Below are 26,603 nucleotides of genomic sequence, written 5' to 3'. Positions count from 1 at the left end.
AACCTGCAAGCGTTTACACTGTCGCCATGAATCGCATTACCCTTTCCACTTTACCTGCCCGCTTCCGCTCTCGCGCCCTGATCTTCACAGGCATGGCGATCGCTTTTCACCTATTTTTATGGCATTTACTGTCGGGAAGCCTTGTTACCGAAAAGCCAGCGGCGACACCGGCAACCACCAGCATAGAAGTTCAGTTAAAAGAAGCCCCGGCTACCATCGCGCACGCTGTTCAAGCTCCCCCAAAAGTAAAGCCAAAACCACAGGCACGCAGAAAGACAGCAACACCGGCGACCACAGCAGCCAGGTCGGATCAAACTCTGAACGACACGCCGCCCACGGCAGCAAGCGATGCGGAAACTCCACCGACAGCAGCGATCACCGAACCCACGCCAAATCAGGAGCTTGCATCTCCGGCACAAGAGATATCTGCGCCGGAACCAGTGCCGGCAACAGCCGCAGCGTCGGCAGCCAGCACCAATAATGCGGATAATCCGGTGACCGAATTAGCCGGGCTGAAAATCACCGCACCGCCATCCGGCAAAATGAATATGAAAGTCGTGCGTATTTCGCCGAACATGAACCCGGTATATGGCCTCGGCGAGATCAGCTGGCAAGCGCAGGACGGCCAATATCAGATGCAGGTGCAGGCATCGTTGGATTTGCTGTTCACCAGCCTGAATTTGTACAAGCTGCAAAGCGAAGGCAATCTGTCCGCGAATGGCATACAACCTAAGCGTATGAGCGAAACGCGGCGCGGGCGCAGCGAAACGGCCACGCATTTTGATTACGATGCCAACCAACTCAGCTTTTCATCATCGAATAAAAACACCGAGCTGAACAAAGGTGCGCAAGACCGGGCGACAATCTTTATGCAACTGGCGGGATTAGGGATCGCCTCGCCCGAACAGTTTCAGCCGGGCAGACAAATTTCGGTGCAGGTTGCCGAGGATCGCGATGCGAACCAGTTCATCTTTGTCGTCATCGGTCAGGAAGAAATTGATACGGCTCTCGGCAAAATCATGACCTGGCACGTCAAGCGCCCGCCGCGCACAGGACTGTATAACTCCACGCTGGAACTCTGGTTCGCACCTGCTTATCAGTGGTACCCGATACAAATCCGCAATACTGAAACAAACGGCGCCGTCACGACGCAGACGGTCAGTAAAATTCAGCTTCAATCCACTTCTGGAAAATGATATGTCTCACACTTTTTCTCTTCGTCTGATCGCCGCTGTACTTACCAGTGCGGCTCTTAGCACTACGCTGGCAAACGCAGGCACAACGGAACATTTCAATAAGTTGGCCTTTAATCTGCCACCGGCGGCCGAGCTTTCATACACCATCAAGGCAAAGCAAAGCGGCATTCCGCTGGGTGGTGCGGCGACCGTCAAATGGGAAGTCAGCGACAAAAAATATAGCGTCGTGACAGAAACGCGCGCGATGCTGGTCGGCAAAATCCTCGATGCCAGCAGTCAGGGTCATATCAGTGATTACGGTCTGGCACCGGAAAAATTTGTCGAAAAACGTTTTCGCAAACCTGAGACCGTCACCAGCTTCGAGCACGATAGAAAAACCCTGCGCTTTACCGCCTCGGATGAGACCTACGTTCTGAAAGGCGGAGAACAAGACAGAACCAGCGCCACCTGGCAACTGATTGCGTATGCGCGTGCCGCCGGTGATAAGTTCAAACCGGGCAGCGAGTGGAAAATGTTTGTCGCCGGACGGCGCGATGCAGAGCCCTGGAGTTTCAAAGTGCTGGCAAGTGAAAAAACCAGTACGCCTCTGGGTGAGTTCGCGACGATCCATATCAGTAAAGCTCCGCCGCCGGATTCTAAAGATCAGGCGCTCGATATCTGGCTCGCCCCAGCGCTGGATTGGTATCCGGTACGTCTGAAATTTAGCGATGCGGATGGCGACTATGTTGATCAGATCATAGAAAGCGTGAAGAAATAAAGCGATGAGCGTGACCAGAATGATGGAATATGGCGTGCATCGCTGCACCAATACCGACAAATGAATGACCGCTGGAACCCCGCGTATTTATTGGGTCTCCAGCCAGTCAAAAAATGCTTCAGAATGCCATCCACACCGATGAGGCAGTCGTAACAACGCTGTTCAGGCGGGTGATTGCGGTTGAGGGTGTTTCTGTAAAGCGGGCAAAATATATTTCCAGACCACCACCGTTTCAAACAACTCAACAGCGATCAGCGCAAAGATTGCACCGGCAGCGCCCCAATACGGAATCGCCTGATAGGTAATCAGCACCACCAGTATCAAGGTGACCGTTCCCAGAAAAAACATAGAGCGAAAAGCGCCGCCGCTCATCAGCCATGACGTTCCTATCGTGCGTACAGAATTGATTGCGAAATAGCCACCCCACAGCATAATCAAAGGTCCGAGGCCGCTGTATTTGCTGCCGATCACATACGCTTCCAGCCACGGCAAAGTCAGTAACATCGCACCCACATACGCAAACACAACGAGTTCGATGCCTAAGATAGAAACGATGGTCAGCTTGCGCAGACCGCTCCAGTTATGTTCTGCCATCAGACGACTCGCTTCTGGTCGTGCGACCCGGGACCAGGCTGCCACTGCCAACGGAATAGGCATTAGCAACAAACGCGACGCATTCAGGTCGGCAATCGCCGCCAGCCCCAGCCAGGCACCGGAAAGATAAACGTAACTGTAATTTGACAGCCAGCCAACGATAACCCCCAGCACCGCCCAGCGACCATGGCCGCGTATGGTTTCCTGATGTTCATGCAGAATATCAACGTCTTCCGCATCAACCTGACTGGCCTGCGTTGCCGTACGATCCATGATGCGATGGCGTCCAAATAACGCACACAGAAATGAAGCAGATGCCAGCACGATAAAAACATGGGCAACATCGATCACTTCAAATAAATACAAACTGAGCATCCCTGCCAACACCGCCGCGACGTACACCAGATCCTGCCGCAATACGCTGTGAATGTCGGATTGTATAAAGCCGACAGTGCGACCATATTCGCGCAGGCCATTGCCGATCACGTAGAGGCCGAACGCGGCCGCCATTAACCAGTTTTTATTACTATGATGCGTGGCGGCTGGGACAAATTCGACGATCAGAAACGCCGCTATACCCATCGCCACCGTCCAGAATATCTGCCGCTGCCAGTAACGGCGCAACAATAGCTTGCGAGTATTTTCATGCACAGCACTGGCGACCGTCGTCAAGGGGCCGGCAATCCAGGAATCGACAATCAGGCCCGCCAGCAGCCCGCCAGCATATAACTGACCATACAGACCATAATCGTCTTTATCTACGAGGCGGATCAGCAAAGCGCCGATGCAGAAGTTCAGGGCACTCAGCATGCCCTGATCGATGACGGACAAAAACGAGGAGGATAGAAATTTTTTAGGAAAACTCATGGGCTTGCGATAACATTCATCTCACACGAACCTTACCATCATGACAGAATGAAGTACAAAGGGTTTCTCCCTACTTCATCCATCCTTATTTTTAGTTTGCAAAATGAATAAATTTAGTAATAACGACCGTGCGTTGGTGTTGTTCAGCGGCGGGCAGGACTCTACCACTTGTCTCGCTTGGGCATTGTCGCGTTATGCCCACGTGGAAACCATCGGTTTCGATTATGGCCAGCGCCATGCGATCGAGTTAACGGTACGTCCGACCTTATTGGAGAAAATCCGCAGTTTCTCGCCAGAATGGCAAGCGCGGCTTGGCGAAGATCACATGATAGATCTGTCACTGATTTCGCAATTATCCCATACGGCAATGACGGAAAATATTGCCATAGAAATGCAGGCTAACGGCTTGCCGAATACCTTCGTACCGGGGCGCAATCTGATGTTCATGATGGTAGCGGCCACGCTCGCCTATCGCCGCGACTTGAATGTATTGGTAGGGGGCATGTGTGAAACAGATTTTTCCGGTTATCCGGATTGTCGCGACGACACCATGAAAGCCTTGCAAGTCGCGCTGAATCTGGGCATGGCAACCCGCCTCAAACTAGAAACACCACTGATGTGGATAGATAAAGCGCAAACCTGGGAACTTGCGGGACAGCTCGGCGGTACAAGCCTGATTGATCTGATCCGCGCCGATACCCACACCTGCTATCTCGGCGAACGCGGTCAATTGCACGACTGGGGTCATGGTTGCGGTACCTGCCCTGCCTGCGAATTGCGCGCACGCGGCTATCATCAATATCAGGCATCATTACCCAAATAAGCTTAAAAATAAGCTTGTAAGCTGGCCGTTAGCCAGCTAACTTAAAATGATATCCGCAAGACAGATAAAACTAATTATATAAATGGAAGAGACCTATGCTGCTCGCGCTGATGACCGACCTGCATGCGAACCGCGAAGCATTTGCCGCATGTCTGGCACATGCAGAACAACAAAACGTAACGCGCTACGCTTTCCTTGGTGACCTGATAGGCTACGGTGCTGATCCTGCCTGGGTTGTACAAACCGTGATGGAGTATGTCGGCAAAGGCGCTTACGTTCTGATGGGTAACCACGACGTCGCGATTCTGCAGGAAGATAAACAAGGCATGAATCCGACCGCGCGTCAGGCGATTGAATGGACACGTGCTCAGTTGAATCCGGCACAAATCGATTTTATTGCAAAGCTGCCTTACCGGATTGAATTACAGGATCTGCTGTTAGTCCACGCCAATGCCTGGGCGCCGGAAAAATGGGAATACATCGACGGTGTGATGGAAGCCATGCGCAGCATGCATGCGTCGAAAGCAGCTATCACCTTTTGCGGGCACATGCATGTGCCAACGCTGTATCACATGACGATGACTGGAAAAACCGGGGAGTTTCTGCCAACGCCAGAAAATGGAATACCGCTGAGCAAGCAGCGACGCTGGCTGGTCATTCCCGGTTCTGTCGGCCAGCCGCGCGATAGTAACCCTGCGGCGTGCTACGCGACCTTCGATACCGAGACGCTGGAACTGACCTATTACCGCGTTCCTTACGATCACGAAACCGCTTCTGCAAAAATTCTGCGCGCGGGTCTGCCAGCCGCACTGGCATCCCGCCTTCTGACGGGAAATTAAGATGAGCCCGCACAGCCTGCAGGCCGGGATGGAATTTGATGGCTACCGCTTAGAAGAAAAATTACATACCGGCGGAATGGCGGCACTCTGGCGCGTCACCGATTTACGCCAACGTCATGTCGGCAAACCTGGGCTGGAAGACGGTGTGCCGCCATTGATCATGAAAGTACCACTGCTGTATTCCTCTGACGACCCGACCGCCATCGTCGCGTTTGAAGTCGAACAGATGATCATGCCTAAGCTCAAAGGCGTACACGTGCCGCGTTTTTTCGGCTCTGGTGATTTTGATGCGCAGCCGTATATAGTGATGGAACAGATAGCCGGAGAATCCTTACGCAGTCGTTTCGCACAAGCGCCGTTACCGATCAGCGAAGTTGTTACTATCGGCATTAAAGTCGCGAATGCTTTACAGGATTTACACCGGCAGAATGTGATTCATCTGGATATCAAACCAAGCAACATCATGTTCCGCGATGGGGTAGCGGTGCTGATCGATTTTGGTTTATCACGCCATGATCGCTTGCCTGATCTGCTGGATGAAGAATTTCGTCTGCCTATGGGCACAGGGCCGTATATCTCACCGGAACAAGTGCTGGGTGTGCGCAATGAACCGCGCAGCGACTTATTTTCACTCGGGGTTTTACTCTACCATCTGGCGACTGGCGAACGGCCTTTCGGTCATCCGACCTCCGTTTCAGGTTTAAAGAAACGCTTATACCGCGACCCGATTCCACCACGCAGCCATCGCCCGGATATCCCAGCCTGGCTGCAAGAAATTATTCTGCGTTGCCTGGAAGTAGAACCGGCGGCGCGCTTTGACACGGCGTCACAGCTAGCGTTTTTGCTGCAGTATCCGGAACAACTGACGCTGACCGGGCGTGCAGAAAAAGCGCAACAAGATGGCTATCTGTCTGTGATCAAACGCCGTCTGAAAGCCTCGGGCATAGAGCCAGTCTTGCAACACAGTATTTCGGAACAATTAGCGAAGGCGCCGATCATTGTCGCCGCACTTGATCTGACGCGCGGCTCTGAAGCACTGGCAGAAAACCTGAGAAATATCACACGGCGGATGCTGCAGACCGAACCTGGTGCAAGGCTGGCCTGCCTGACCATACGCAAAACCAGTCGCATAGGAATGGACGACAGTCTGATCAAACAGGGCGAAAACATCCACGTCAAACAACTGGTCGATCTCAAACACTGGGCCAGACCGTTGAATATCAGTGCGGACAAAATCACGTTTCACGTGATTGAAGCGCCGGATCCGGCAGGTGCGATTATCGAATATGCGCACAACAACGATGTCGATCACATCATCATTGGCTCGCGCGGCACGTCAGCGTTAAGACGCTATCTGGGTAGCGTATCCGCGCAGGTGGTGGCAGAGGCAGCCTGTACTGTGACGGTCGTTAAAACGACCGAAAAATAAGCTGCCTGCTGCCTTTGCAGAAAAGTCAGGTGCTTTCTGAATTATTTAGTACGCACAATCAGGCCGCTGCTGGCATCCTCTTTATACGCGTAGGAAACTTTGCCCTTACGAATCTCGCCCATGACGACCATCGATTGCGTGATCGCTTCATGATCTGCTTTCGTGTAAGGCTTTTTATAGCGTGTCACGACCGTCGAGGTGGCTTCGTATTTCATATCTTCCAACGCATCTTTGATCTTTTCAGATTCGGTCGAGTTCGCCTGCATGATCGCCAGACTTAACAAGCGCAGGGCATCATAAGTCTGCGCCGCTGCCACCGCCGAAGGAATAATTTTGGCATTATTTAAACGCAGATAAGATAAAGAAAAACTGCTGCTGCGGGTGGAATCACTCTCGATAAATGTCACTGGCATACGCGCACCTTCTGCATTTCCACCGGCAGTATCAGCAAAACTCTTTTGCGACAGAATCCAGCTGCCGACCAATGGCAGATTCACTTTTGCCTTGCTCATACTGTTCGCGGCTGCTGCAGCCTCAGACGACAGGCAATACAAGATAATGACCTGCGCGCCAGCCTGCTTCGCCTGCGTCATCTGGCTGGTCATATCCTGCTCACCGATTTTCACACTCTGCACGCTGACTGGTGCCAGCTTACGTTTTTGCAGCTCAGCAACCAGATTATCTTTACCGAACTGACCGTAAGGCGTGTCGTCATGCAGAATTGCAATCTGCGTCAGCTTACGTTTGTCGACCACATCATGCAGCATCGCAACCGGCTGAATACTGTCACTGGCCGATAAACGGAACACATAGCTGTGCGGAACCGCTGGCGGCATGAATTTGCTTAAGCCAGCTCCAGTGGCAACGCTGACGATCAGTGGAATTTTCGCGTCCTGAAATACTTTCGCCGCCTGCAGCGCAACACCCGTATTCGCAAAACCAACCACTGCTACGACTTTTTCTTTTTCTATCAGTTCTTTTGCCATCGCCACACCCAGCTCTGGCTTGGCCTGATCATCGCGTTCAACGAGTTCAATTTTGCGCCCGAGTACGCCGCCAATCTGATTCAGATCAGCCTGAAATACACGCGCGCCACCGCGCATGCTTTCACCCATATCGGTTGATGATTTGCCGGTGAACGGGCCAATGACCCCGATCCGGATCGGCGGCTCCTCCGCGTATGCTGCGCCGCACAGGCACAATACAAGACTACTCAGTAGCGAACGAATGCGCATTTTTATCTCCAATTTTATTAAACACCCCGGCATGTTGACACCGCAAATTGCAGGGCAGATTTTCTCGTGCTGAGAACGTAACCGCGCACCATATAGTTGTCAATTGGAAATATAAATTAAAAAACAAAGTGCCTTCTTGATTTTCAACATAAATCAATCGCATAAAATTTCCGCAATGCAATACGTATCAATACGTATGCCTGAGTAAAGGTTGGCAGACTACCCAGAATTAGTTTGCGATACAGGCATTTTTGTCAGTGCAAAATAATTACTCAAGTGTTGTAATTTCACACGCTACTGTCGCGTGATTTTCGTAACGACCAGGCAATAGGACTAGCGGCTTTTAATATTCTGGCGAACTGAATTTCGGTGTATCTGGCCTGGCGTAGTTCTGTTCTTTTTTTGAACTTGAGTCTGCCTGGAGAGCGTTAATTGTGCATGGTTCGAATTTTCGGAAGAGGTATACTGACTAATAGTTAATTCTTTTTTTGAAAAATGTTGAGGCGTATATGTTCTTTAAAAAACTCAGTGTGATTGCTTTGATATTCTCAGTCTCACAAATCGCATTAGCTGATAACGCCGCTCTCCCAAAAACATTTGAAATAACCGGACAAATAACAAAGAAACATCTTGAAAATTATGATCAGGCGTTGGTTGCTGACCCTGAGATCAAAGGCATCCTTTTATCAAATTCTCTCGGTGCGGCGAATGATGGCGTTGAGATTGTAGAAGAATTCAGAAAACGTATTGAGCGAAAAAAATTATCTACTTTTGCGCGCGGTATATGTGCCTCCGCTTGTGCAAATATTTTTTTGCTCGGCTACCAAAGAAACCTGCTCGCTAATCCCAACGGAAAACCAACCACGTTGCTATTGCATCCAGTGAGGCGTGTGTTTGAAGAAAACAAAAATGGTGTCGGACAAATTCAGGTTTTCTTCACAGATAAAATTAATCAACAAATCTCTGAACGTAGCCAAGGCAAACTGACTATCGAATTACTGAATAAGATGTATGACGCCGAAGATGGAAGTGGCGGAATATTTATTCTGCGGGAGCCCAATTCAGAAGGGAAATACATCTTATTTTCCAAGAGCCTGGCGAAAAAAATAAGAGCAACGCCCATCAGCGATTTAACGCCTGCAGACCTTGGTATTAACATCACCGAAGAAGAATAAGCGTCGTATTTATTCTTCAACTATGTGCAAGCGCACTAATTTCCGCAAGCAAACAGTATTCAGTTTTTCATTCACCTCTGAGTCTGGACTCAGGCCGAGACACACATGATGATTGCGCTATGACGTGTGCAAACCACAGCCGTCTTGGATATCTTGAAGAAGATTGCTATGGCCTTCGGCGTATCAACCGACTAGCTGATTTTTGAGGAAGGCTAGCGGGAACCACAAGATGAATTGAAATTAAAGTTTGGAGCAATTGCTCAAATGAATAATGATGAGCGCCATGTGGTGCTGTCGGTTCTGGACTCAATGATTCTGAAGCACCAGACCAAGCGCTTTTTTATACCTCAGTCAGGTACAAGCTAGCATCCTTTTAAACTACCTTGTCGTTTCTTCTTTAGCCACTAAAGAGGAAACCGTAAAAACTAAAACTGCCTTCAAAGTCTTATGCTTGAAAAAATGCGAAAACATTATTTGTTGCGATTAGCGAGAAATTTATTACTTTTGCCAATTTTAGGATACACACCTCTCGCAGAATCAGTCTTATTAATTAATGAGAACCAATTGATCGTTGATGGGAAAATCACTTTTGACGATGCCAATGTATTTAGTAAGATCGTTGATGAACATTCTATAAATCACGTCATATTTAGAAACTCTGGGGGAGGTAAGTTTGACGCTGGTTTGGCAATCGGTAAATATTTAAATGAGCGTAAGCTAACTGTCAAAGTCGAGGGAATATGCGCTTCGGCTTGCGCTATCGCTATGTTAGGCGGGGAAACACGAGTTTTTTCCCATACTGCTACCGATTCAGCAGTAATGCTGCATCCTGCTTTTTTTGCAGACAAAGACGATATCGACGTTAGCTATAACGAATTGTTGTTTGATTGGATTGAGCAACGGACACTTCATGAACTTCCGGCTGAGGTGAAGCAGATGTTTCACAATATTAGCAGCAGAAAAGGTGGACTTTACGTATTATCGGTACACCATCGTATGGTAAAAAAAACCGGTAATTTCGTTTATTTGTGCAATGGAACAGAATTGAAGATCACAGCATGTAAAGCGTTAACAAGTATTAGCGCAAAAGATCTGAATATTATTGAAGACTAAAAATTCGGAGGAGAGTACCGCCTGTTTCGCCGACGAATCGTGTTCTCATCCTCAGACATTATCTACTTTGGCTACGCATCAAGCAATCTGCAAACCTTGCCTCCAAACGCCCATCACAACAGGAATACCTTCAATGATGCGGACGCGGATAAAATCAGCGCGTAGTCCGGGGGCGATCTGACCGCGATCCTGCAAACCTATCTGCCGTGCGGGTTGCAGGCTGACGGTGGACACGGCTTTTGGCAAAGAGTAACCATCTTCCTGCAATAAAAATGCGGCATGCAGTAAGCTGGCCGGAACATAATCTGACGACAAAATATCGAGCAAATCATGGCGTGCCAATTCACTCGCAGAGACGTTGCCGGAATGTGAGCCGCCACGCACCCGGTTCGGTGCGCCCATGACGATGGATAAGCCGTGCTGATGCGCAAACTGTGCTGCTGCCAGCGTGGTCGGAAATTCAGAAATCGTCACGCCATCGCGCACGCCTTCAAGCACGTGATTATGGGTGGTGTCGTCATGGGTCGCCAGTGGAATACCATGCGCCTGTGTACGGCATAGCTTGACGACCTGCGCGCGGTTCTGTTCTGCATACTGCTTCTGGCGATCACTCAGCACTTCCAGCATTTGATCCACTTTTTGATGCGTCCAGCCGCGCTTGCCAGTGACGTAGACGCGGTAATGTTCAAGGTCTGTCCATTGTCGTTGCCCCGGCGTGTGATCCATCAGCGACACCAGCAGCAAGCGCTCGTCATTTAAAAATGGCGTAAATAATTCCAGCAAACGCGCCTCTGCCAACTCCAGCCGCAGATGCAGAAAATGATCGGTGCGCAGCACCCCCGCCTGCCTGGCACCGGCCAGCCCTTGTACGCAGGCCTGCATCATTTGTGTACGCACGCTGTCGGGGTCGATATCGCCGATGGCAATCGCGTCCAGCACCGTGGTGATACCGGAACAGGCGATCTGCGCGTCATGCGCGATGATGGCGGGCAGCACCGGCCAGCTCACTTTCGGGCGCGGCATCAGATGCTTTTCTAAATTATCGGTATGTAACTCCACCAGACCCGGTAACAGATAATCGCCATGCCAGTCAGTACCCGTCAGCGTTGCCGCGCCTGAATTAACATCATCAATACGCCCGTGACTAACGGCGATACCGCCAGTCAACACCTGATCCGCTGTGACGACGCGTGCGTTGCGGATAGAGAACGCTGTATGCGAAGCAAAATTCATGAAGTAATACATCCTTGAAAAGCGGTGAACAAGTTGAGATGAATCTGAGAAAAAAATTACCGGTCGTACCTGTGACTTTTTACTGCTGCGATCCGGTATTGTTGAACAGGAATAGAATTTACGCAAAACTTTCCGGCGTGATGAAGATCTGATCTCAGCAATGCACTACAAAGGCCATGCGCGATTTTGTAACACCACCCGGTACCCATCGGCATCTTCAAACGTTTTACCGGCGACATCCCAAAAAGGATTAGCGGAGCGCACCGGAAAAAATCCCGCCTGTTGCATGTTCTCGCAAGCACGCCGCCATTCTGCCTCGTCGGGAAGATAAAAAACCAGCAAATGATCCTGGCTCGGTGCTTTACATGCATACGAGTCGGCATGCTGAGTAAATTCCAGATGATAGTTGTGCTGCGGATGTCCGATGATCGCGCCGTCTATGCCATCGTGATCTGCAAATTGACTCAGCAAAACAAACCCCAGCCCGTCGATATACATTCTGGTGATCACGCTGAGATGATCGGTGGGTCGAGCCACCCGCATCACTGCTTTTTCTGAAATCATGCTTTTCCTTTACTGCACGTGTGATTCACACCGGCGCATGACACACGGCTTCAACGTTATTCCCGTCAGGGTCTATCGTGAAAGCACCGTAGTAATTTTCATGATAATGCGGGCGCAGGCCGGGTTGTCCATTGTCTTTGCCGCCATGCGTCATCGCCTGCCCATAGAATTGATCGACAGCGTCGCGGGACGCAGCACTGAAAGCGACATGCCGTGGCGTCGATTTTTCTTTGGTTTCGATAATCCAGAATGTCGGCTTTCCATTCACACCAAACGCACACATCCGCTGGGTAGGAAAATCGGCATTCCACTCAGCGACAAATTCCATTTGCAGGGTATATCCCAATGGCGCAAAAGCCGCTTCATAAAATAATTTTGTGACCGGATAATCTGTCGCATAAGTGCTGAGGTGATCTATCATGAGTTCTCCCGGTTTTCAGATGCAGGACTTACGCAAAGCTGCCCCAGCGGCGTTATGACTCCTGGCCGTACTATTCGTACTGTCTTCGTCGCCATGCCTTGCCGGGGAAACTTTGCGTCAGTCCTATGGAATAAGAATAATGAATGACAACGCATTCACCGCATACTATGTCATATCAGACACAAAATATTCTTCTGAAAATGCGCTTACTTTGGTTTCCTGTATTGAGAAACGGCGGCTACATGAGCAATCACGATGTCGCCACAACGTTACGCCATGCGGGATAGCGAACAAAATGAACATGAAAAAATGTGAGAAAAACGACTGATGAACGAGTCCAGTAATACTCCCAAACCCCAAGCACGTTATGCGCTGTATTTTGCGCCGGAACAAAACAGCCCCTGGTGGCAGGCTGGCTGCCAGTGGCTGGGACGTGATCCGGCATCGGCAACCGCTCTGCCGCAACCGGCATTAAGCAACGTGACTGCCGCAGAATTTCACCAACTGACCAGCGACGCCCGCCGTTATGGTTTTCATGCGACGCTGAAAGCACCGTTCAAGCTCGCTGAAGGCTACACACACACGCAACTTGATGCTGCCCTGCGCGATTTTTGCAGGCAACAGCACAGCCTGACGATTCCGGCACCGCGAGTCGATTGGATGGGAAATTTTCTGGCGCTGCGTCCACATGGCGACGTCAGCGCGATACATCGTCTGGCGATGGATTGCGTCAGCAACTTTGATTATTTCCGCGCACCGCTGAGTGCCGCCGACATTGCGCGCCGCCAGCGGCATCCGCTCAGCGACCGGCAAATGCAGCTCTTGCAGCGCTGGGGTTATCCATACACCGAAGAAGAGTTCCGTTTTCATATGACGCTGACCGATGCATTGCATGAACCAGTTCAGGCAGAGGCGATCTGTCAGGCAGCGCAAAACTTCTTTACGATCGATGCGCCTTTGCAGCTGAACGGCCTCGCGCTGTTCACAGAAAGCGCACCGGGCGCACCGTTTCAACTGTTGCAGCGTTATGCATTCGGCGCAGCAAACGACATCACCACAGCCACATTGAATGAAATGAAATCGCAGTCATGACAGCCTCAGAAATGAACATCACGCCCAGCTCAGAAAGCGCCGCCACAACACAACGCCATATCGTACTGATTCCCGGCTTCATGTGCGATGCCAGCCTGTGGCAGGATGTGCTGGGCGGTTTGCAGCAACTCGGCATGGTCTCGTTTGCGGATCTGAATCAGGGCACCGATATCGATGCGATGGCAGACCGCATCATTGCCAGCCTGCCGCAAAGCTGCGTGCTGATCGGTTTTTCTCTCGGTGGCTACGTCGCCCGCCGCATTGTCGCGAAAGCGCCGCAACGCGTCAGTCAGCTGGTGTTGCTGAATACCTCGGCACGCGCCACCAGCACCGAAGAAATCGCCCGCAATCAGCAGCAAATCAAGATGCTCAAGGTCTTTCCGTATAAAGGCCAGACCGTCACTGCACTCAAGCGCGCGTTGCATCCAGCGCGTAGCGACAACGCCGTGTTACTGCAACATCTGCAGGCGATGTCGCTGAACCTCGGAGCAGATATTTTCATGCAGCAGTTAAGCATCATCCGGCAAGACGGGCATGCTGATTGCGCGCAGATTTTTTGCCCGGTGCTAGTCGTCGCCAGCCGCGAAGATCAGATGCGCCGTTTACAGGAAGCCGAAGATATCGTCGCCGCGCTGCCGGATCCGACTTTCCGCATCATCGACGATTGCGGCCACATGTCGCCACTCGAACAGCCGCAAATGCTGCTGGAATATCTGCGCGATTTTTTGTCACAGGTAAACTGAAAGCAGGCTAAAAATGAGCTAAAAACAGGCGAAAAAACGGCATTTTTTGCCAAAAAATACTGGGGGGAGTATATTTTAAAGCCCAGTATTTACGCTGAGAATAATGCAAAATCGCCATATACTCCCCCAAAATGCACAAAAATGCAGAAAAAAATCCGGAAATTTTTCCGGCTTTTTGCGTACTTGCTGCTGACCTGAAAATTACCAGGCGTAAGCTGCCTTCGCATAGAAATAACGACCATTGAAACCATACGGCGAGAAGGTGCTGTAAGGCAAAGTGCCGCCGGTATTCAGGTTCCCGGTTGATGTCACCTGATCCGGATATTTGTCACCCAGGTTGTCGATGCCACCAGTCAGCGTCCACTTGCCGATGCGATAGCTGGCAGAAATATCGACCACCACATTCGCACCATAAGTCTGATCCAGCGTTGCATTATTTTGCGGTGAAACGAAGCTGCCGTAACGGGTTGCCTGCGCACGCGCCGTCCATTGATTGAGCGCATAATCAGCGCTCAGTGTCAGCTTGTCTTTCGGTGCAGAATCAGTCGCACGCAACAGCGATTGCCGATCAATCAGCAACAGATTATTTTGCGCCAGCACCGCCGGATTCGCGGCTACATGGCTGACGGTAGTTTTATTGTGGTTATAGCCCAGCGTCAGCCCAAGTTTATCGCTGCCAGTCAGGCTCAGCTGATATGTGCCGACGATATCGACACCACGTGTTTGTGAATCCAGCGCATTCGTGAAATAACGCGCCGCACCGACCAGCACGCCCTGTTTCGCCAGCACGCTTTGCAAGGCGGCTGGCAACACCAGATTACCGGAATACAAAATGCGGTTATCAATATCGATCTGATACGCATCGACGCTCAGCGAGACATTTTTATTCGGCTGCAATACCGCGCCCAGACTGTAGTTGCGCGATTTTTCAGCTTCCAGCGGTTTCGCACCCAACGCTTTTGCCGCCGCAGTAGCAACGCCAAAGGTGCCGGTATCGACCAATTGCGAGGTGCCGTTAATGGTGATCAGATTGGTGGTTGAGATCGTGTAATTTTGCTGCGCTAACGATGGTGCGCGGAAGCCATTGGACGCTGCACCACGCAACGCAAATTCCGGTGTCACAGCAAAACGACCCGATAATTTGCCGGAAGTGACGCTGCCAAAATCGCTGTAATTTTCATGCCGCACAGCGACTGAGGCGCTGAGTTGTTTTGTCAGCTCGGCTTCGACGTTCGCATACACCGATGTGCTGTGGCGGTTAAAGCTGCCGGCATTCGATGGCTGGAAGCCGGAGAAACCCTGCGCACCGCTGCCGAAATACGAGTTCGGTTCGCCGGCACTGATCTCATACTGGTCGCGCCGGTATTCGGCACCGACCGCCAATGTCAGCGGGTTCGCCAAACCGGCAAATTCAAATTCCTTGGCCGCATCAAAGTTCGCCAGTGTCTGCGAATTTTTTAATTTACCAGCATAAAAACTGGTCGGGCTGGCAGCACCTAAACTGAGGTTGACGCTGTTATTCACATCGAGGCTGAATTCATTCGAACCGTAATTGGCACTCGCATCCCAGCGCCAGCCATCGGCCCGCCCTTTGATCCCGACCACGGTGGAAACATCGGTATTTTTTGCCGCTTCATTCGGTAAAAAGCCTTGTGGATACAGCGGTGTGCGCAAAGTCGTGCCGCTGGTGTAAGCCGTGCGCCAGGTTGCGGCCGCATCGGAATCACGCTGGCTGACATTCGCAAACGCATACAGTTCAAGATCATTACTCAGCGGCAAAGACGCATTCAGTCCCAGATTGGTTTGCTGTACTTTCGGGTCGCCTTGTTTCTGCGTGACCTTGCCATACAAAGGCTCGGCCGGATTACGCAAATCAGCACCGGCGCGGTTGGTTTCGCCCTGATATTTTTGTTCTGCGGTAAAACGCACCCAGCCTTTGTCGCCCAATTGAGTACCGAAGTTGGCGCTCAGCGCACCTTGCGTGCCGTCGCCTTTGCTGTATTGGCCGCCACCTGCTTGCAACTCGCCGCCCGCCGCACCTTTTTTGAGGATGATGTTGATCACACCGGCAATCGCATCAGAACCATATTGCGCTGCGGCGCCATCACGCAGCACTTCGACTTTTTCAATCGCAGAAATAGGAATGGTATTCAGATCAGCCGGTGAAGATCCGCGCCCTGCCGTGCCGTTGACGTTGACAATCGCCGTCGTGTGCCAGCGCTTGCCATTCACGAGCACCAGCGTCTGATCGGGTGACAAGCCGCGCAATTGTGCCGGACGACTCGCAGAAGTACCGTCAGCGACCGCCGGACGCGGGAAATTCAATGAAGGCAGCAAGCGGCTTAAGGCAGTACCTAATTCACCGGTGCCGCTGGCCTGCAAATCTTTACTGGTCAGAATATCGATAGGTGCTTCGGAATCAGAAACCGTGCGCTTGATGCTGCGCGTGCCGGTGACGATGACGGTATCGGCCGCCGCGATTTCGGCTTGTTGCGCATACACAGCCGAAGCCGGAGCCACCAGACCGCTGAATAAAGCACCGATCAGCAGACTGATGGAACGGCGGGGAACGGGAATAGAAAAAGTTTGATACGCACGCATGAATAAACCTCTTTGTAATTGGCAAAACGGACGCCTGATAACGAACGCCTGATAACGCAGTCAGAAAATGACTGCAGCGATGGAGATTTATGCTACGTGCTGAGAGCTGGCTGCCCAACGACCTTTTTTCACTTAGAAAAGATGAAAAAGATATATGGAATATAAAAAACACCACGGAAAAATCATATGAATCACCAACAATGAAAAATATTTTCAATTAATTTTCGTAATAAAAACAAGCACTTAAACACCTGATGCAGAGCCTGTTTTTGTCTATGAAAAGCTGGCATTTTTTTGTGGTGGAAGAATGCTCTTTTGTGTGATCAATGCCAGATCGGATTAAAAATAAAGTTTGGTGTTTGTTGTTTTCCCGTGTATATTCCGTTCCGTACTTGCATCAAGTCCTTATATTGTTGGTCCCAATTCCGCATAGCTGTATCCTCTGGCTGTTCTGTTTTTTCTCCTCCGGTTTTATTTCTTGGTTTCAAGTGCCTCCAAGGCAATTTCGCCTATGTTTCACGTAAAGGAATAAAAACATGAGTACTCAAACAGGTATCGTAAAATGGTTCAACGACGCTAAAGGCTTCGGCTTCATCGCTCCTGATGCAGGTGGTGCAGATTTGTTCGCCCACTTTCAGGACATTCAATCGAGCGGCTTCAAAAGTCTGAGCGAAAATCAGCGCGTTTCTTTTGAACGCACGACAGGCCCTAAAGGCGACAAAGCAGGCAATATCCAGATTCTGGCTTAAAGTCTCCCGGCATATTCCGGCAGGCGATGCTTGCCAGAACAGCGCCAACCGTTTTTGCTGTGATGAAAAATTTGTTCTGCAATACCGGCCAGTGACACCATGCAGATAGCATGGGTTGCTGATGAACAAAGTCTGACCGTTACAGCAAGCCTTCGCATACCAGTACGCTGCTCTCACGCAGTGTACTCTGGCGGCAATCAATTCTCACCGGCTGGTGGCACCATACAGATAGTATGGGTTATCGGAAAATGGCGTAGTTGATCAGTGAGTTTCACTGGAAAGCATCTGCTTTTTGCTATGCAATCGTCCATCTCTTTTTTACTGATGCGTGTGCATCATGAAAAAATGCGTTGGTCGATCTTGCGAAGGTACGCATTCGTTTTGCCCTCTGAGGTTGCCAGTATTGACTGACAACGCAGAAAAAAGTGACTCACCACGACAAGCACCGCGCAGATAGCACGGGCATTGTTACAGTCAGTGGCACCACGCAGATAGCATGGGTTGCTGACGAGTCACTGCAATGAATGGATCGCCCACCGTATGGTGGGCTTTTTGTTGTCTGCCGCTTTTGTTTTGGCCGATCAAAACGAGCACAGATATAAGGTTTGTGCTTCTGTAGGTCTGTGCAGATTGCACTGAATTATTTTTTACCAGCTTATTTCTTACCGGCGACTTCTGCCAGATAGCGCGCCACCAGTTTGATTTCTGCATCAGTCAATCCGGTAATCACCGGCATTTCACCTATGCCGTTACGCACTGCTTTTTCTACCCGCGCCGTATCCGGCTTCAATTCATCCAGATCGGGGCCGCCTTCTGCATACGAATCTGCATGTTTCAGGCTATGGCACATCGCACATTTCGGCTCGGCTTTCTGATTGAAGATTTTCTTGCCTTCGGCTATCACATCTTCGGCGGCTGCAATACCGGTGCCAAGCAAACTCAGCACGACAAGACCGTAAGAAATACACAAGCGAAAAGCGGACATAACGGGCTCCTCAGATTACTGCAAAAATATGCGAACCGCAGCGACGGTCACTACGGGATTTTCTTCCTGTGGAACATGGCCGAGTTCATCAAACATAATCAGCTTGCTGTTAGCAATATCTCGCTGAAACCACTCTGCGTTTTCCGGCGGTATCAACTGATCTTTGCCACCCCAGAGTATCAGGGTCGGTACGCGTATCGTTTTGATCAGTTCAGCATGATCGCCGATGGCAAGCTGGCTGATGCGCTGACGTAAAGCGGGGCGGTTTCCTTCGCGCAGCATCATCGCTTCATAGCGATCAACCAAGGCTGGCGTGACTTTTTCCGGGCGGGCATAAACATTCTTGACGCTGGATTCAACCATAGAGCGCGGCAGGCAGTGATCCATCACCCACGACATCATAGGCATGCGCGCAATCTGAAAACCAACTGGTATCGATTTTGGTGTGAACGCATAACCAGCTGCATCCACCAGGATCAGTTTGTCTACCCGCGCCGGTGCAGCGGCAGCGACTTCCCAGGCGATTTCCCCACCAAGAGAGTTACCACCCAACACGACTTTAGACAGATGCAAGCTATCCATCAGATCCAGAATGAAACGCACGTAAGCCGTCGTGCTGTAATCGTTTTCCTGATTCGGTCCTGTCAGGCCAAAACCGGGTAAATCCATGGTGATCACGCGGCGCTCTGCCTTCAAGGCTTTCACCCACGGTTCCCAGGTATGCAGGCTGGATGAGGTGCCATGGATCAGCATCACCGGAACGGGATCGTCCGCCAGGCCTTCGTCGCGCACATGCACCTGCAAACCTTGAACATCAATAAATTTTGAAGGTGCGGGTGCCCATTTTTGTTTCAGGTCATCGACAGATTTGTCAGGTGCCCAGGCGATCGCTAAACCCAGAAACAAAGCACCGGCTAACAAGATAAAGAGACTCAGGACAGCCATAGAAACGCGTTGACGAACACTCATTGATGACAGAAAAAAAACAATTCAGTAAGAGAGCGAGATTATAGGATGCATCGCCTTTTTCCTGTGCAGTTTCTTACCGGAAGAATAGCATTGCTCAGCAGCGGTGATTAGTGCGGCGCGCTGCCCAGTCGAATCAGACGACCAGAGCCGCCTATGGTTTTGGTAACGGCGGGATCACCGTAATATTCGATTTCGCCGGAGCCGCCGACAGTCACATCCAGCTTATTATGAACCCAGGTACGGACATGGCCGGAACCACCGATGCGGATACGCACATCGTTGGCCTCCAGCGTATCCATCAGCAACGAGCCGGAGCCACCGATTTTCCCGCTGATTTCCGTTGAAGTTCCGGCGGCACTGAAGCTACCGCTGCCGCTGATATCGATTTCCAGTATCTCGGTACGCAAATCCTGTATCCGCACATCGCCGGAACCACTGACCGCAATATGCAGACCGGGAATGTATAATTTTTCCGCATTTACCTTACCCCAGCCGCTGATTTTCAGCTCCGCCAGATTTTTCAGAAACACCGTAATCTTCAGCGCTTTACTGTCAGGATAAACATTTTTCTGCTGCGGCCGTATTTGTAACGCGCCGCTTTCCACCACAACTTCAATCAGGCTCTGTAAATTATCATCGGTCTCGATCTCGACGCCTTCTTTTTCTCCCTGACGCAATTCCAGATACGCGGGAAGATCAAGCGCAATTTCGTTAAATCCACTCACGACTCTGACTTGTTTCTGGATATTGCCGGAACCGGCCACTGTTTTACCTTTGCGGAAAATATCCAGCCAACCGGCACTCGCAGGTAGCGTCGTCGCCAGCAACAAACCAGCAATAACAGTACGACGTAAAGATGAGGTTTTCATAGATGGGCTCCGGCAAGACGATCTGGACAAAGAGCGTCAGTGTAGCCGCAAGTGACAGCAGCGAAAAGCGGATTCTGGTTCAGAGATCATTCATCGTCCGCCCGTGCCGGGACGAGACTGCTTCATTCCCGAGACAACAAATTTGCGGGATGCTGATTTGATTTAATCAGCATCATCAAATTTTTCCATGAATATGCAGTCAGCACACCGCATAGCAAGATCAGTTTACTTTCTTGCGTCCGGCGGGGCTCCGGCAGCTTCACCATTCTTTTTCTTTTCGGACGAGGCAACGGATTTCACCTGCACTACTTTGCCTTTACCTTTGCATGGGCTATCCGACCAGACGACGCGGCCGTCGACCTCACATTTGAACACCGGCGTCTGCGCCGCGCTGATCATAGGAAAAGCCAGAGACAAAATCAGCACACTCAGTAATTTATTCATTCTCGTTACCTGATTAATTAATCGATTGCAGGATGCATGCATCGCTGTGACTGACGCAGGCTGGCAAGCCAGCCGAACGTCTCTATTGTTAAAATTTAAACAATTATAAGCTATGCTTTCTGTTCCTTTGCTCAAATCACGATAAATCATGCAATCGGAGCAGTTTTTTATCGCGCATCGCTTAAAAGAAAACCCCGCATAAAATAAGGCCTGCAAGGCATTTTCATGCCAGCAGGCGCATCGAATCAGGGGCATTTACTCAGGACAATCATCGCGCTTACAGCAGATGCAAGCGCCTGGCTTCCTGTGCTAATTCCGCGCGGAAATCCGGGTGAGCAATCGCGATCATTTCCTGCGCACGTTGCTTCGCCGATTTTCCACGTAACTGGGCGACGCCGAATTCAGTGACAACGTAGTTAATATCGTTTTTTCCGGTTGTGACATGGGTGCCCGGTGTCAGCATCGGCACGATACGGGTGATGCTGTCATCTTTCGCCGTTGCGGGTAAGACGATGAACGCCTTGCCATCGCGGGAACGGTTCGCTGCCCGCACAAAATCGACCTGACCGCCAGTGCCCGAATACGGTACTGGCCCCAGACTTTCCGATCCGCACTGTCCCAGCAAGTCAATTTGCAAGGTCGCATTAATCGCGATCAGCTTGTCATTTTTGGCCGCCAGATACGGATCATTGGTAAAGTCCACCGGATGCATTTCCAGTGCCGGATTGCGGTGGATGAACTGATACAATTTTTTTGAACCAAGCGCAAAAGTGGCAATCATTTTTCCCGGCATGAATGTCTTTTTGCGGTTAGTGACGGCACCACTTTCCACCAGTGTCAGTATGCCGTCACCGATCATTTCCGTATGAATACCAAGATCGTGCTTGTTGGTAAGTTGCATCACCACCGCATCTGGAATACCACCGTAACCGATCTGCAAGGTCGAACCATCATCAATCATATCGGCAACGTATTTGCCGATAGCCTCCTGCACAGGGCCGATTACCGGCAGACCGACCTCGGTGACGGCTTCATTGCTTTCAACCAGCGCTGCCACCTGAGAAATATGAATGTGGCAGGAACCATTCGCAAACGGTACATTGGGATTCACTTCCAGCACCACTGCACGCGCTTTGGCAATCGCCGCCATGGTGTAATCGGCCGCCAGACTCAGGGAAAAATAGCCATGCTCATCCATAGGAGAAGCCAGCGTGAACACCACATCGGAAGGGATCATGCCGCGCTCTATCAACATCGGCATTTCTGAAAAATAGCTGGGAATAAAATCGATGTCGCCTGCTTGCCCGCCAGCGCGTGAAGCCGCACCAAAAAAGAAAGAAACGTGACGGACATGCTCTGCCGTCGAAGGATCAAAATAGTCGAATTTTCTGATTGGTAGAATCTGCGCCACCTTCACATCGTGAAAGCGCCGGCGTTGTGCCGATAAGGCGGACAATAAAGCGGGAGGCTCACCAACGCCTGTTGGTACGACGATGAAATCGCCATCCTTAACTTGGTTGATGGCATCTTCCGGGGAAAGATGTTTTTGACGATACAATTCCTGTACAGACATCATGTTGTAGCACTCTCTTTGGTGTTAATTAGTCGGTCTCCTGCGAAAGTCTATGTTAGCGTTAAAGCATGTTGCAGCGCAGTCATGCAGACGACATTTGCACCAGATTTGTGCTGGCGCAAAAAATATGTCGTCTCTGCTTGCCAGCGTGGTTTCACGTAATATCTGCTCAACACCATCCACGTATTTTTCTCTTATTTTTTTGGGAATATGCACCATGCCACAATCGCCGTTGACTCATTCCGTGCTGCTCAGTATCACATTACTGGCCTGCGCACTACCAGCGTCGGCCCAGATCACCGAACTAAACATCAATGAAACAAAGCCGCAAATAACAAAGATAGTGCAACAGATCTCGGCGCAACGGATTGATGGTTACGTCCGCAAACTGGTCAGCTTTCATACCCGTCATACGATGTCAGAAACGCAGTCAGATACTGTCGGCATCGGCGCGGCAAGACGCTGGATCAAAGCAGAACTCGAGCGCTGTGGTGCCGGTCAGCTTGATGTGCAATTCGACAGCTATGTCGAAGCAGGCAGCCGCCGTATCAGCAAACCAACCGAAATTGTGAATGTGGTCGCGACCCTGAAGGGGAAAACAGACCCCGGCCGTTATTACGTCGTCAGCGGGCATTATGATTCGCGCGCCACTGATGTAATGGATGCCACGTCGTTTGCGCCTGGCGCGAATGATGATGCGTCAGGCACTGCCGCCGTGATGGAAATGGCCTGCGTGATGGCACAACATCGTTTTGATGCGAGCATCGTTTTCATGGCGGTCGCTGCGGAAGAGCAAGGGCTGTATGGCGCAACACACTGGGCGAAACAAGCCAGAGAAAAAAATCTGAATATCGCCGGCATGTTCACGAATGACATTATCGGCAGCTCACGCTCGGAACACGGCGAGATCGATAACAAGTCGGTGCGCCTGTTTGCAGAAGGGATACCCGCCGTCAAAGAATTACCGGACGCAACCCGCAATTTGATTGCCACGGGTGGTGAGAGCGATTCAATTTCCCGCCAACTGGCACGCCACGTCAAAGAAACCGGTGAACGCTATGTGCCTGGCTTCACTGTGAATATCATCCACCGGCGTGATCGCTATCTGCGTGGTGGCGATCATATCCCTTTCCTCGAACAGGGTTATGCCGCACTGCGCTTTACTGAGCCGAATGAAGATTTCCATCATCAGCATCAGAATGTCCGTGTGGAAAACGGCGTGCAGCTGGGTGACTTACCGGAATTTGTCGATACCGATTACACCGCTAACGTTGCCCGCATCAATGCGGCCGCACTGGCCAGCCTGGCGCTCGCACCTACGGCACCGGCACAGGTGCAGATGAATACCTCGCAACTTGAAAATGACACCAGCATGCGCTGGAATGCCAATACTGAAGCCGATCTTGCGGGTTACCGCATTGTCTGGCGAGACACGACCAGCAGCGTCTGGCAAGGCAGTGTGATGGTGGGGAATGTCCTCTCCTATACCGTCAAAGGGAAATCCAAGGACAATTATTTCTTTGGCGTACAGGCAGTCGATAAAGACGGCAACATCAGTGTCGCCAGCTACCCTATGCCAGAAAAAAAATGAACGAAGAAACAGCCATTTCACGCTGATGCCAACGAGGATGCGGAAATATCGGCATAATCAGCATTCTCTTTTTACCCCTGAGGATTACTATGATTGAAGTTCACCACCTGAAAGAATCCCGTTCACGTCGTATCACCTGGATGCTGGAAGAATTAGGCCAGGAATATGCGGTGATCAGCTATGACCGCGATCCGCAAACCCGGCTCGCACCGCCAGAACTCAAGAAGATTCACCCACTGGGAAAAGCACCGGTGCTGCGCGATAAAGAAGAAATTCTGATCGAATCCGGCGCCATCCTGGAATACCTGATCGCTGAATATGGCAACGGCAAATTCGTACCGGAAAAAGGCTCGACTGATTACTACCGCTATCTCCAATTCATGCACTATGCCGAAGGATCGGCCATGCTGCCTTTGCTGCTGAAGTTGTACGTCAGTCGGCTCGGCGAGGCAGGTGCTCCATTGCATCCACGTATCAACAGCGAAATCGCCAATCATCTTGGCTATCTGAATGCGGAATTAGAAGGGCGCGATTTCTTCGTCGGCAATGAACTCACGGGTGCAGATGTCCAGCTATCTTTTGTGGTGCAAATCGGCGTCAGAAGCGCCGGACGCGAGGCGTTTCCGAATCTGACGCGTTTTGTCGATATGATAGAAGCACGCCCTGCCTACCAACGCGCAGTCGAAAAAAATGGCGAGTAAGCTTTGCCGCTTCACCCGCCAGTCTTAGCAAGCACTGTCATCAGATCACAATCTGACACGCTATCCGGTGGCCAGATTGTGACGGCATGGAACATCAATGCTGACGGCGGTAAGCGCACCGCGCCAGTATTGCCCAACTCAGCAAAAATGCGACGCCGCCCACCGGCGTAATCGCACCGAGTATGCGCAAACCAGACAACGCCAGCGCATACAGGCTGCCACTGAAAATAACGATGCCGGACAACATCGTCCACGCTGCATACCGTAGCAAACGCTCATTCCACTGCGCCTGCAACAGGCTTAATCCCAGCAAGCCCAGTGCATGCACCATCTGATACTGTACCGCCGTCTGCCAGATCGCCAGCATGTCGGCACTCAACACAGATTTCAGTCCGTGCGCACCAAATGCCCCGGCACCGACTGCAATAATCATATTGATTGCGGCAATACTGATCCAGTGATGTGGTTTCATGCTATTGCCTCTTGATCTGCACTCTTTGTAATCAGTTTGCGCAGGAAAGGAATTAACAAAATCAAGACAACGCCAACACCGACAGCGCCCCAGCCCAGCATGGAAAAAATATGCTGATACGTCGGATTCGTCGACGCTGCCATGCCTTCGCTGGCCTCAGGAATCATGCCGGAAAAATAGCTGGCGAGTATTGATGCCGTGCCCGTCGTCAGCATCCATGTGCCCATCATTACACCCTGATACTTCGCTGGTGCAAGGCGGCCTATCATGGCGTAACCAACCGGTGAAATCAGCAGCTCAGCTACGCTTTGCAACAGGTAGCTGATGAATATCCAGCGGAATGCCACCAGACCGTTGCTGGCAGCAAAACCTATGCCCAGAGGCAGCACCAGAAAGCCGATACCAATCAGTAATAATGCGGCAGAAAACTGCATCGGCACATCAATCTGCCAGCCTTTATCGCGCAGTTTTTTAAACAGCATCGCCATCAGCGGGCCACCGACCATAATGACGAAGCTATTGATGTTTTGTATCCATTGCGGCGCGATTTCTATGCCCCAGACCATGCGGTCCACATTATTCACCGCAAACAGTTGCAAGCCCATCGGTGCCATCTGATACAGCGTCCAGAACACCAGTGAACCGATGGTTAGCAAAATATATGCAGACATATTCCGCTGTTCACGCTGATCCTTGTGCCTGAATGTCAGATAGGCGATGACCAAGGCGATACAGACACTGATGATCAGCACCAGATTGCCGGTCAGCTCGGCTTTATGCAGCATGAAATAAATCACCGGTACCAGGCCAAACAAAATCACCAGCCCGACCGCCAGACGCTTTTTGAATTCCGTTGGCGTTGCCTGCAACAACGGCGTATTCAGATCGACCAGCCGCTTCCAGTTCAATAGCGCCAGCACAATCGCCATAAAATTGCCTATCGTCGCAAAGACAAACAGACCGGCATAATCTTCCAGCAGCTGAAAGTGACCGGCTGCGCTAAAACCGACAAAAAAGCCGAGATTCATCCCCGCGTAATTCCACAGAAACGCACTCTCGCGTCTGTCGTCTTCGGGCTTGAAACGCTGGGTCAGCATCATGTTGATGCAGGTCACATTCAGACCACTGCCGGTCAGGAATAATCCCAGCCCCCAGTACAGTTGCTCGGCACTGCCTAAAGAAATACAGCCGCAGCCCAACACCTGCAATACCATGCCGCCGACGAACAGATTACGGTTGCTGATAAAGCGTCCGCCCAGATAGCCGCCGAATAAATGCAACCCGTAATTAAAGGCACCAAACACACCCATGATAGCTGTGGCTTCTTTGACGGAAAAATTCAGTTTCTTGGTTGCGTACAACACCAGTGTCGAATACAACACAGCGAAACCGAGTGTCGCAAATATCTGAATAAAAAACAGGGCTGCCGAGCCCTCAGGTATGGTGGCAAGCTTTTGTTTAATCGTGGACAAAATGTACTCCTTTGAATGTCGGGTGCATTGTAAAGCAGAGCGCTGGCATCCTGCTCTTTTCCGGATAAGGAAATAAAAAATGGCCGACTTTCGTCG

25 protein-coding genes are annotated in these 26,603 nt (G+C 50.9%); 12 read left to right on the top strand and 13 right to left on the bottom strand.

Features of this window, described 5'->3' with window-relative positions:
- The first annotated feature begins 26 nt into the window (after positions 1 to 26).
- The gene (locus tag H8K29_RS11415; protein WP_186897693.1) at positions 27 to 1,196 is read left to right on the top strand and encodes a DUF3108 domain-containing protein; all 1,170 of its coding nucleotides are present in this window, start codon (positions 27 to 29) and stop codon (positions 1,194 to 1,196) included.
- A 1-nt stretch (position 1,197) separates the two neighbouring features.
- Positions 1,198 to 1,953, top strand: coding sequence for a DUF3108 domain-containing protein (locus tag H8K29_RS11410; protein ID WP_186897692.1), 756 nt, complete (start codon positions 1,198 to 1,200; stop codon positions 1,951 to 1,953).
- A gap of 162 nt (positions 1,954 to 2,115) precedes the next feature.
- On the opposite strand, the gene H8K29_RS11405 is transcribed toward H8K29_RS11410, so the two are convergent.
- Positions 2,116 to 3,414 (bottom strand): lipopolysaccharide biosynthesis protein, encoded by a 1,299-nt coding sequence (locus tag H8K29_RS11405; RefSeq protein ID WP_186897691.1) that lies wholly within the window; start codon positions 3,412 to 3,414, stop codon positions 2,116 to 2,118.
- 103 nt (positions 3,415 to 3,517) lie between these two features.
- Between H8K29_RS11405 and queC the strand changes: the two genes are divergently transcribed.
- The 3 genes from queC (at position 3,518) to H8K29_RS11390 (ending at position 6,505) form a co-directional block, all read left to right on the top strand.
- Positions 3,518 to 4,237, top strand: coding sequence for a 7-cyano-7-deazaguanine synthase QueC (queC, locus tag H8K29_RS11400; RefSeq protein WP_186897690.1), 720 nt, complete (start codon positions 3,518 to 3,520; stop codon positions 4,235 to 4,237).
- A gap of 95 nt (positions 4,238 to 4,332) precedes the next feature.
- Entirely contained in the window at positions 4,333 to 5,076 is a 744-nt protein-coding gene (locus tag H8K29_RS11395; protein ID WP_186897689.1) for a metallophosphoesterase, read from the top strand.
- A 1-nt stretch (position 5,077) separates the two neighbouring features.
- Positions 5,078 to 6,505, top strand: a complete 1,428-nt coding sequence (locus H8K29_RS11390) for a bifunctional serine/threonine-protein kinase/universal stress protein (RefSeq protein WP_186884422.1) — start codon at positions 5,078 to 5,080, stop codon at positions 6,503 to 6,505.
- A 41-nt stretch (positions 6,506 to 6,546) separates the two neighbouring features.
- On the opposite strand, the gene H8K29_RS11385 is transcribed toward H8K29_RS11390, so the two are convergent.
- Entirely contained in the window at positions 6,547 to 7,740 is a 1,194-nt protein-coding gene (locus tag H8K29_RS11385) for an ABC transporter substrate-binding protein (protein ID WP_186884421.1), read from the bottom strand.
- 509 nt (positions 7,741 to 8,249) lie between these two features.
- Between H8K29_RS11385 and H8K29_RS11380 the strand changes: the two genes are divergently transcribed.
- Both H8K29_RS11380 and H8K29_RS11375 read left to right on the top strand, forming a co-directional pair.
- Positions 8,250 to 8,915, top strand: coding sequence for a hypothetical protein (locus H8K29_RS11380; RefSeq protein ID WP_186897688.1), 666 nt, complete (start codon positions 8,250 to 8,252; stop codon positions 8,913 to 8,915).
- 447 nt (positions 8,916 to 9,362) lie between these two features.
- Complete coding sequence (locus H8K29_RS11375; protein WP_186897687.1) at positions 9,363 to 10,028, top strand: hypothetical protein; 666 nt, start codon at positions 9,363 to 9,365, stop codon at positions 10,026 to 10,028.
- Between the two features lie 78 nt (positions 10,029 to 10,106).
- On the opposite strand, the gene H8K29_RS11370 is transcribed toward H8K29_RS11375, so the two are convergent.
- From H8K29_RS11370 to H8K29_RS11360, 3 genes are all read right to left on the bottom strand, one after another.
- Positions 10,107 to 11,261, bottom strand: a complete 1,155-nt coding sequence (locus tag H8K29_RS11370; RefSeq protein ID WP_186897686.1) for an alpha-D-ribose 1-methylphosphonate 5-triphosphate diphosphatase — start codon at positions 11,259 to 11,261, stop codon at positions 10,107 to 10,109.
- A gap of 165 nt (positions 11,262 to 11,426) precedes the next feature.
- Positions 11,427 to 11,825 carry a VOC family protein gene (locus H8K29_RS11365; protein ID WP_186897685.1) on the bottom strand — a complete coding sequence of 133 codons (399 nt, stop codon included), beginning with the start codon at positions 11,823 to 11,825 and terminating at the stop codon, positions 11,427 to 11,429.
- Between the two features lie 25 nt (positions 11,826 to 11,850).
- Positions 11,851 to 12,246 (bottom strand): VOC family protein, encoded by a 396-nt coding sequence (locus H8K29_RS11360; RefSeq protein ID WP_186897684.1) that lies wholly within the window; start codon positions 12,244 to 12,246, stop codon positions 11,851 to 11,853.
- Positions 12,247 to 12,573: 327 nt separating this feature from the next.
- Here H8K29_RS11360 and H8K29_RS11355 point away from each other — a divergent pair, with 327 nt between their 5' ends.
- Positions 12,574 to 13,338, top strand: a complete 765-nt coding sequence (locus H8K29_RS11355; RefSeq protein ID WP_186897683.1) for a DUF1045 domain-containing protein — start codon at positions 12,574 to 12,576, stop codon at positions 13,336 to 13,338.
- Complete coding sequence (locus H8K29_RS11350; RefSeq protein WP_186897682.1) at positions 13,335 to 14,081, top strand: alpha/beta fold hydrolase; 747 nt, start codon at positions 13,335 to 13,337, stop codon at positions 14,079 to 14,081. The genes H8K29_RS11355 and H8K29_RS11350 overlap by 4 nt, the downstream gene beginning before the upstream one ends.
- 201 nt (positions 14,082 to 14,282) lie before the next feature.
- On the opposite strand, the gene H8K29_RS11345 is transcribed toward H8K29_RS11350, so the two are convergent.
- Entirely contained in the window at positions 14,283 to 16,682 is a 2,400-nt protein-coding gene (locus tag H8K29_RS11345) for a TonB-dependent siderophore receptor (protein WP_186897681.1), read from the bottom strand.
- A 536-nt stretch (positions 16,683 to 17,218) separates the two neighbouring features.
- On the opposite strand from H8K29_RS11345, the gene H8K29_RS11340 reads away from it, so the two are divergent.
- Positions 17,219 to 17,431 (top strand): cold-shock protein, encoded by a 213-nt coding sequence (locus tag H8K29_RS11340; protein WP_186884413.1) that lies wholly within the window; start codon positions 17,219 to 17,221, stop codon positions 17,429 to 17,431.
- A 655-nt stretch (positions 17,432 to 18,086) separates the two neighbouring features.
- Here H8K29_RS11340 and H8K29_RS11335 read toward each other — a convergent pair.
- The 5 genes from H8K29_RS11335 to H8K29_RS11315 form a co-directional block, all read right to left on the bottom strand.
- Positions 18,087 to 18,416: a cytochrome c gene (locus tag H8K29_RS11335; RefSeq protein WP_186897680.1), complete on the bottom strand. Its 330-nt coding sequence runs from the start codon at positions 18,414 to 18,416 to the stop codon at positions 18,087 to 18,089.
- 15 nt (positions 18,417 to 18,431) lie between these two features.
- A complete protein-coding gene (locus H8K29_RS11330) occupies positions 18,432 to 19,361 on the bottom strand; it encodes an alpha/beta fold hydrolase (RefSeq protein WP_186897679.1) in 930 nt (309 codons plus the stop codon).
- Between the two features lie 131 nt (positions 19,362 to 19,492).
- Complete coding sequence (locus H8K29_RS11325; protein ID WP_186897678.1) at positions 19,493 to 20,254, bottom strand: head GIN domain-containing protein; 762 nt, start codon at positions 20,252 to 20,254, stop codon at positions 19,493 to 19,495.
- Between the two features lie 225 nt (positions 20,255 to 20,479).
- A complete protein-coding gene (locus tag H8K29_RS11320; RefSeq protein ID WP_186897677.1) occupies positions 20,480 to 20,698 on the bottom strand; it encodes a DUF4124 domain-containing protein in 219 nt (72 codons plus the stop codon).
- A 277-nt stretch (positions 20,699 to 20,975) separates the two neighbouring features.
- Entirely contained in the window at positions 20,976 to 22,271 is a 1,296-nt protein-coding gene (locus tag H8K29_RS11315; RefSeq protein WP_186897827.1) for an acetyl-CoA hydrolase/transferase family protein, read from the bottom strand.
- A gap of 127 nt (positions 22,272 to 22,398) precedes the next feature.
- Between H8K29_RS11315 and H8K29_RS11310 the strand changes: the two genes are divergently transcribed.
- Complete coding sequence (locus H8K29_RS11310) at positions 22,399 to 23,862, top strand: M20/M25/M40 family metallo-hydrolase (protein WP_255423348.1); 1,464 nt, start codon at positions 22,399 to 22,401, stop codon at positions 23,860 to 23,862.
- 89 nt (positions 23,863 to 23,951) lie between these two features.
- Positions 23,952 to 24,563: a glutathione S-transferase family protein gene (locus tag H8K29_RS11305; RefSeq protein ID WP_186884407.1), complete on the top strand. Its 612-nt coding sequence runs from the start codon at positions 23,952 to 23,954 to the stop codon at positions 24,561 to 24,563.
- 94 nt (positions 24,564 to 24,657) lie between these two features.
- Here H8K29_RS11305 and H8K29_RS11300 read toward each other — a convergent pair whose 3' ends face one another.
- Together H8K29_RS11300 and H8K29_RS11295 are read right to left on the bottom strand one after the other, a co-directional pair.
- On the bottom strand, positions 24,658 to 25,035 hold the full coding sequence (locus tag H8K29_RS11300) for a DUF423 domain-containing protein (protein WP_186897676.1): 378 nt from the start codon (positions 25,033 to 25,035) through the stop codon (positions 24,658 to 24,660).
- Positions 25,032 to 26,507 carry a peptide MFS transporter gene (locus H8K29_RS11295; protein WP_186897675.1) on the bottom strand — a complete coding sequence of 492 codons (1,476 nt, stop codon included), beginning with the start codon at positions 26,505 to 26,507 and terminating at the stop codon, positions 25,032 to 25,034. Before H8K29_RS11295 ends, H8K29_RS11300 begins: the two co-directional genes overlap by 4 nt.
- Between the last annotated feature and the right edge of the window lie 96 nt (positions 26,508 to 26,603).

It is taken from the genome of Undibacterium sp. CY21W (assembly GCF_014284265.1).
Classification (GTDB): domain Bacteria; phylum Pseudomonadota; class Gammaproteobacteria; order Burkholderiales; family Burkholderiaceae_D; genus Undibacterium; species Undibacterium aquatile.
Note: the sequence above shows the minus strand (reverse complement) of the source record. Positions and strands in the feature narration are given on the sequence as shown.

Bases quoted from the DNA above. Each gene is read 5' to 3' on its own strand.
- H8K29_RS11415 (WP_186897693.1), top strand. From the start codon at position 27: ATGAATCGCATTACCCTTTCCACTTTACCTGCCCGCTTCCGCTCTCGC.
- H8K29_RS11410 (WP_186897692.1), top strand. From the start codon at position 1,198: ATGTCTCACACTTTTTCTCTTCGTCTGATCGCCGCTGTACTTACCAGT.
- H8K29_RS11405 (WP_186897691.1), bottom strand. From the start codon at position 3,414: ATGAGTTTTCCTAAAAAATTTCTATCCTCCTCGTTTTTGTCCGTCATC.
- queC (WP_186897690.1), top strand. From the start codon at position 3,518: ATGAATAAATTTAGTAATAACGACCGTGCGTTGGTGTTGTTCAGCGGC.
- H8K29_RS11395 (WP_186897689.1), top strand. From the start codon at position 4,333: ATGCTGCTCGCGCTGATGACCGACCTGCATGCGAACCGCGAAGCATTT.
- H8K29_RS11390 (WP_186884422.1), top strand. From the start codon at position 5,078: ATGAGCCCGCACAGCCTGCAGGCCGGGATGGAATTTGATGGCTACCGC.
- H8K29_RS11385 (WP_186884421.1), bottom strand. From the start codon at position 7,740: ATGCGCATTCGTTCGCTACTGAGTAGTCTTGTATTGTGCCTGTGCGGC.
- H8K29_RS11380 (WP_186897688.1), top strand. From the start codon at position 8,250: ATGTTCTTTAAAAAACTCAGTGTGATTGCTTTGATATTCTCAGTCTCA.
- H8K29_RS11375 (WP_186897687.1), top strand. From the start codon at position 9,363: ATGCTTGAAAAAATGCGAAAACATTATTTGTTGCGATTAGCGAGAAAT.
- H8K29_RS11370 (WP_186897686.1), bottom strand. From the start codon at position 11,261: ATGAATTTTGCTTCGCATACAGCGTTCTCTATCCGCAACGCACGCGTC.
- H8K29_RS11365 (WP_186897685.1), bottom strand. From the start codon at position 11,825: ATGATTTCAGAAAAAGCAGTGATGCGGGTGGCTCGACCCACCGATCAT.
- H8K29_RS11360 (WP_186897684.1), bottom strand. From the start codon at position 12,246: ATGATAGATCACCTCAGCACTTATGCGACAGATTATCCGGTCACAAAA.
- H8K29_RS11355 (WP_186897683.1), top strand. From the start codon at position 12,574: ATGAACGAGTCCAGTAATACTCCCAAACCCCAAGCACGTTATGCGCTG.
- H8K29_RS11350 (WP_186897682.1), top strand. From the start codon at position 13,335: ATGACAGCCTCAGAAATGAACATCACGCCCAGCTCAGAAAGCGCCGCC.
- H8K29_RS11345 (WP_186897681.1), bottom strand. From the start codon at position 16,682: ATGCGTGCGTATCAAACTTTTTCTATTCCCGTTCCCCGCCGTTCCATC.
- H8K29_RS11340 (WP_186884413.1), top strand. From the start codon at position 17,219: ATGAGTACTCAAACAGGTATCGTAAAATGGTTCAACGACGCTAAAGGC.
- H8K29_RS11335 (WP_186897680.1), bottom strand. From the start codon at position 18,416: ATGTCCGCTTTTCGCTTGTGTATTTCTTACGGTCTTGTCGTGCTGAGT.
- H8K29_RS11330 (WP_186897679.1), bottom strand. From the start codon at position 19,361: ATGGCTGTCCTGAGTCTCTTTATCTTGTTAGCCGGTGCTTTGTTTCTG.
- H8K29_RS11325 (WP_186897678.1), bottom strand. From the start codon at position 20,254: ATGAAAACCTCATCTTTACGTCGTACTGTTATTGCTGGTTTGTTGCTG.
- H8K29_RS11320 (WP_186897677.1), bottom strand. From the start codon at position 20,698: ATGAATAAATTACTGAGTGTGCTGATTTTGTCTCTGGCTTTTCCTATG.
- H8K29_RS11315 (WP_186897827.1), bottom strand. From the start codon at position 22,271: ATGTCTGTACAGGAATTGTATCGTCAAAAACATCTTTCCCCGGAAGAT.
- H8K29_RS11310 (WP_255423348.1), top strand. From the start codon at position 22,399: ATGTCGTCTCTGCTTGCCAGCGTGGTTTCACGTAATATCTGCTCAACA.
- H8K29_RS11305 (WP_186884407.1), top strand. From the start codon at position 23,952: ATGATTGAAGTTCACCACCTGAAAGAATCCCGTTCACGTCGTATCACC.
- H8K29_RS11300 (WP_186897676.1), bottom strand. From the start codon at position 25,035: ATGAAACCACATCACTGGATCAGTATTGCCGCAATCAATATGATTATT.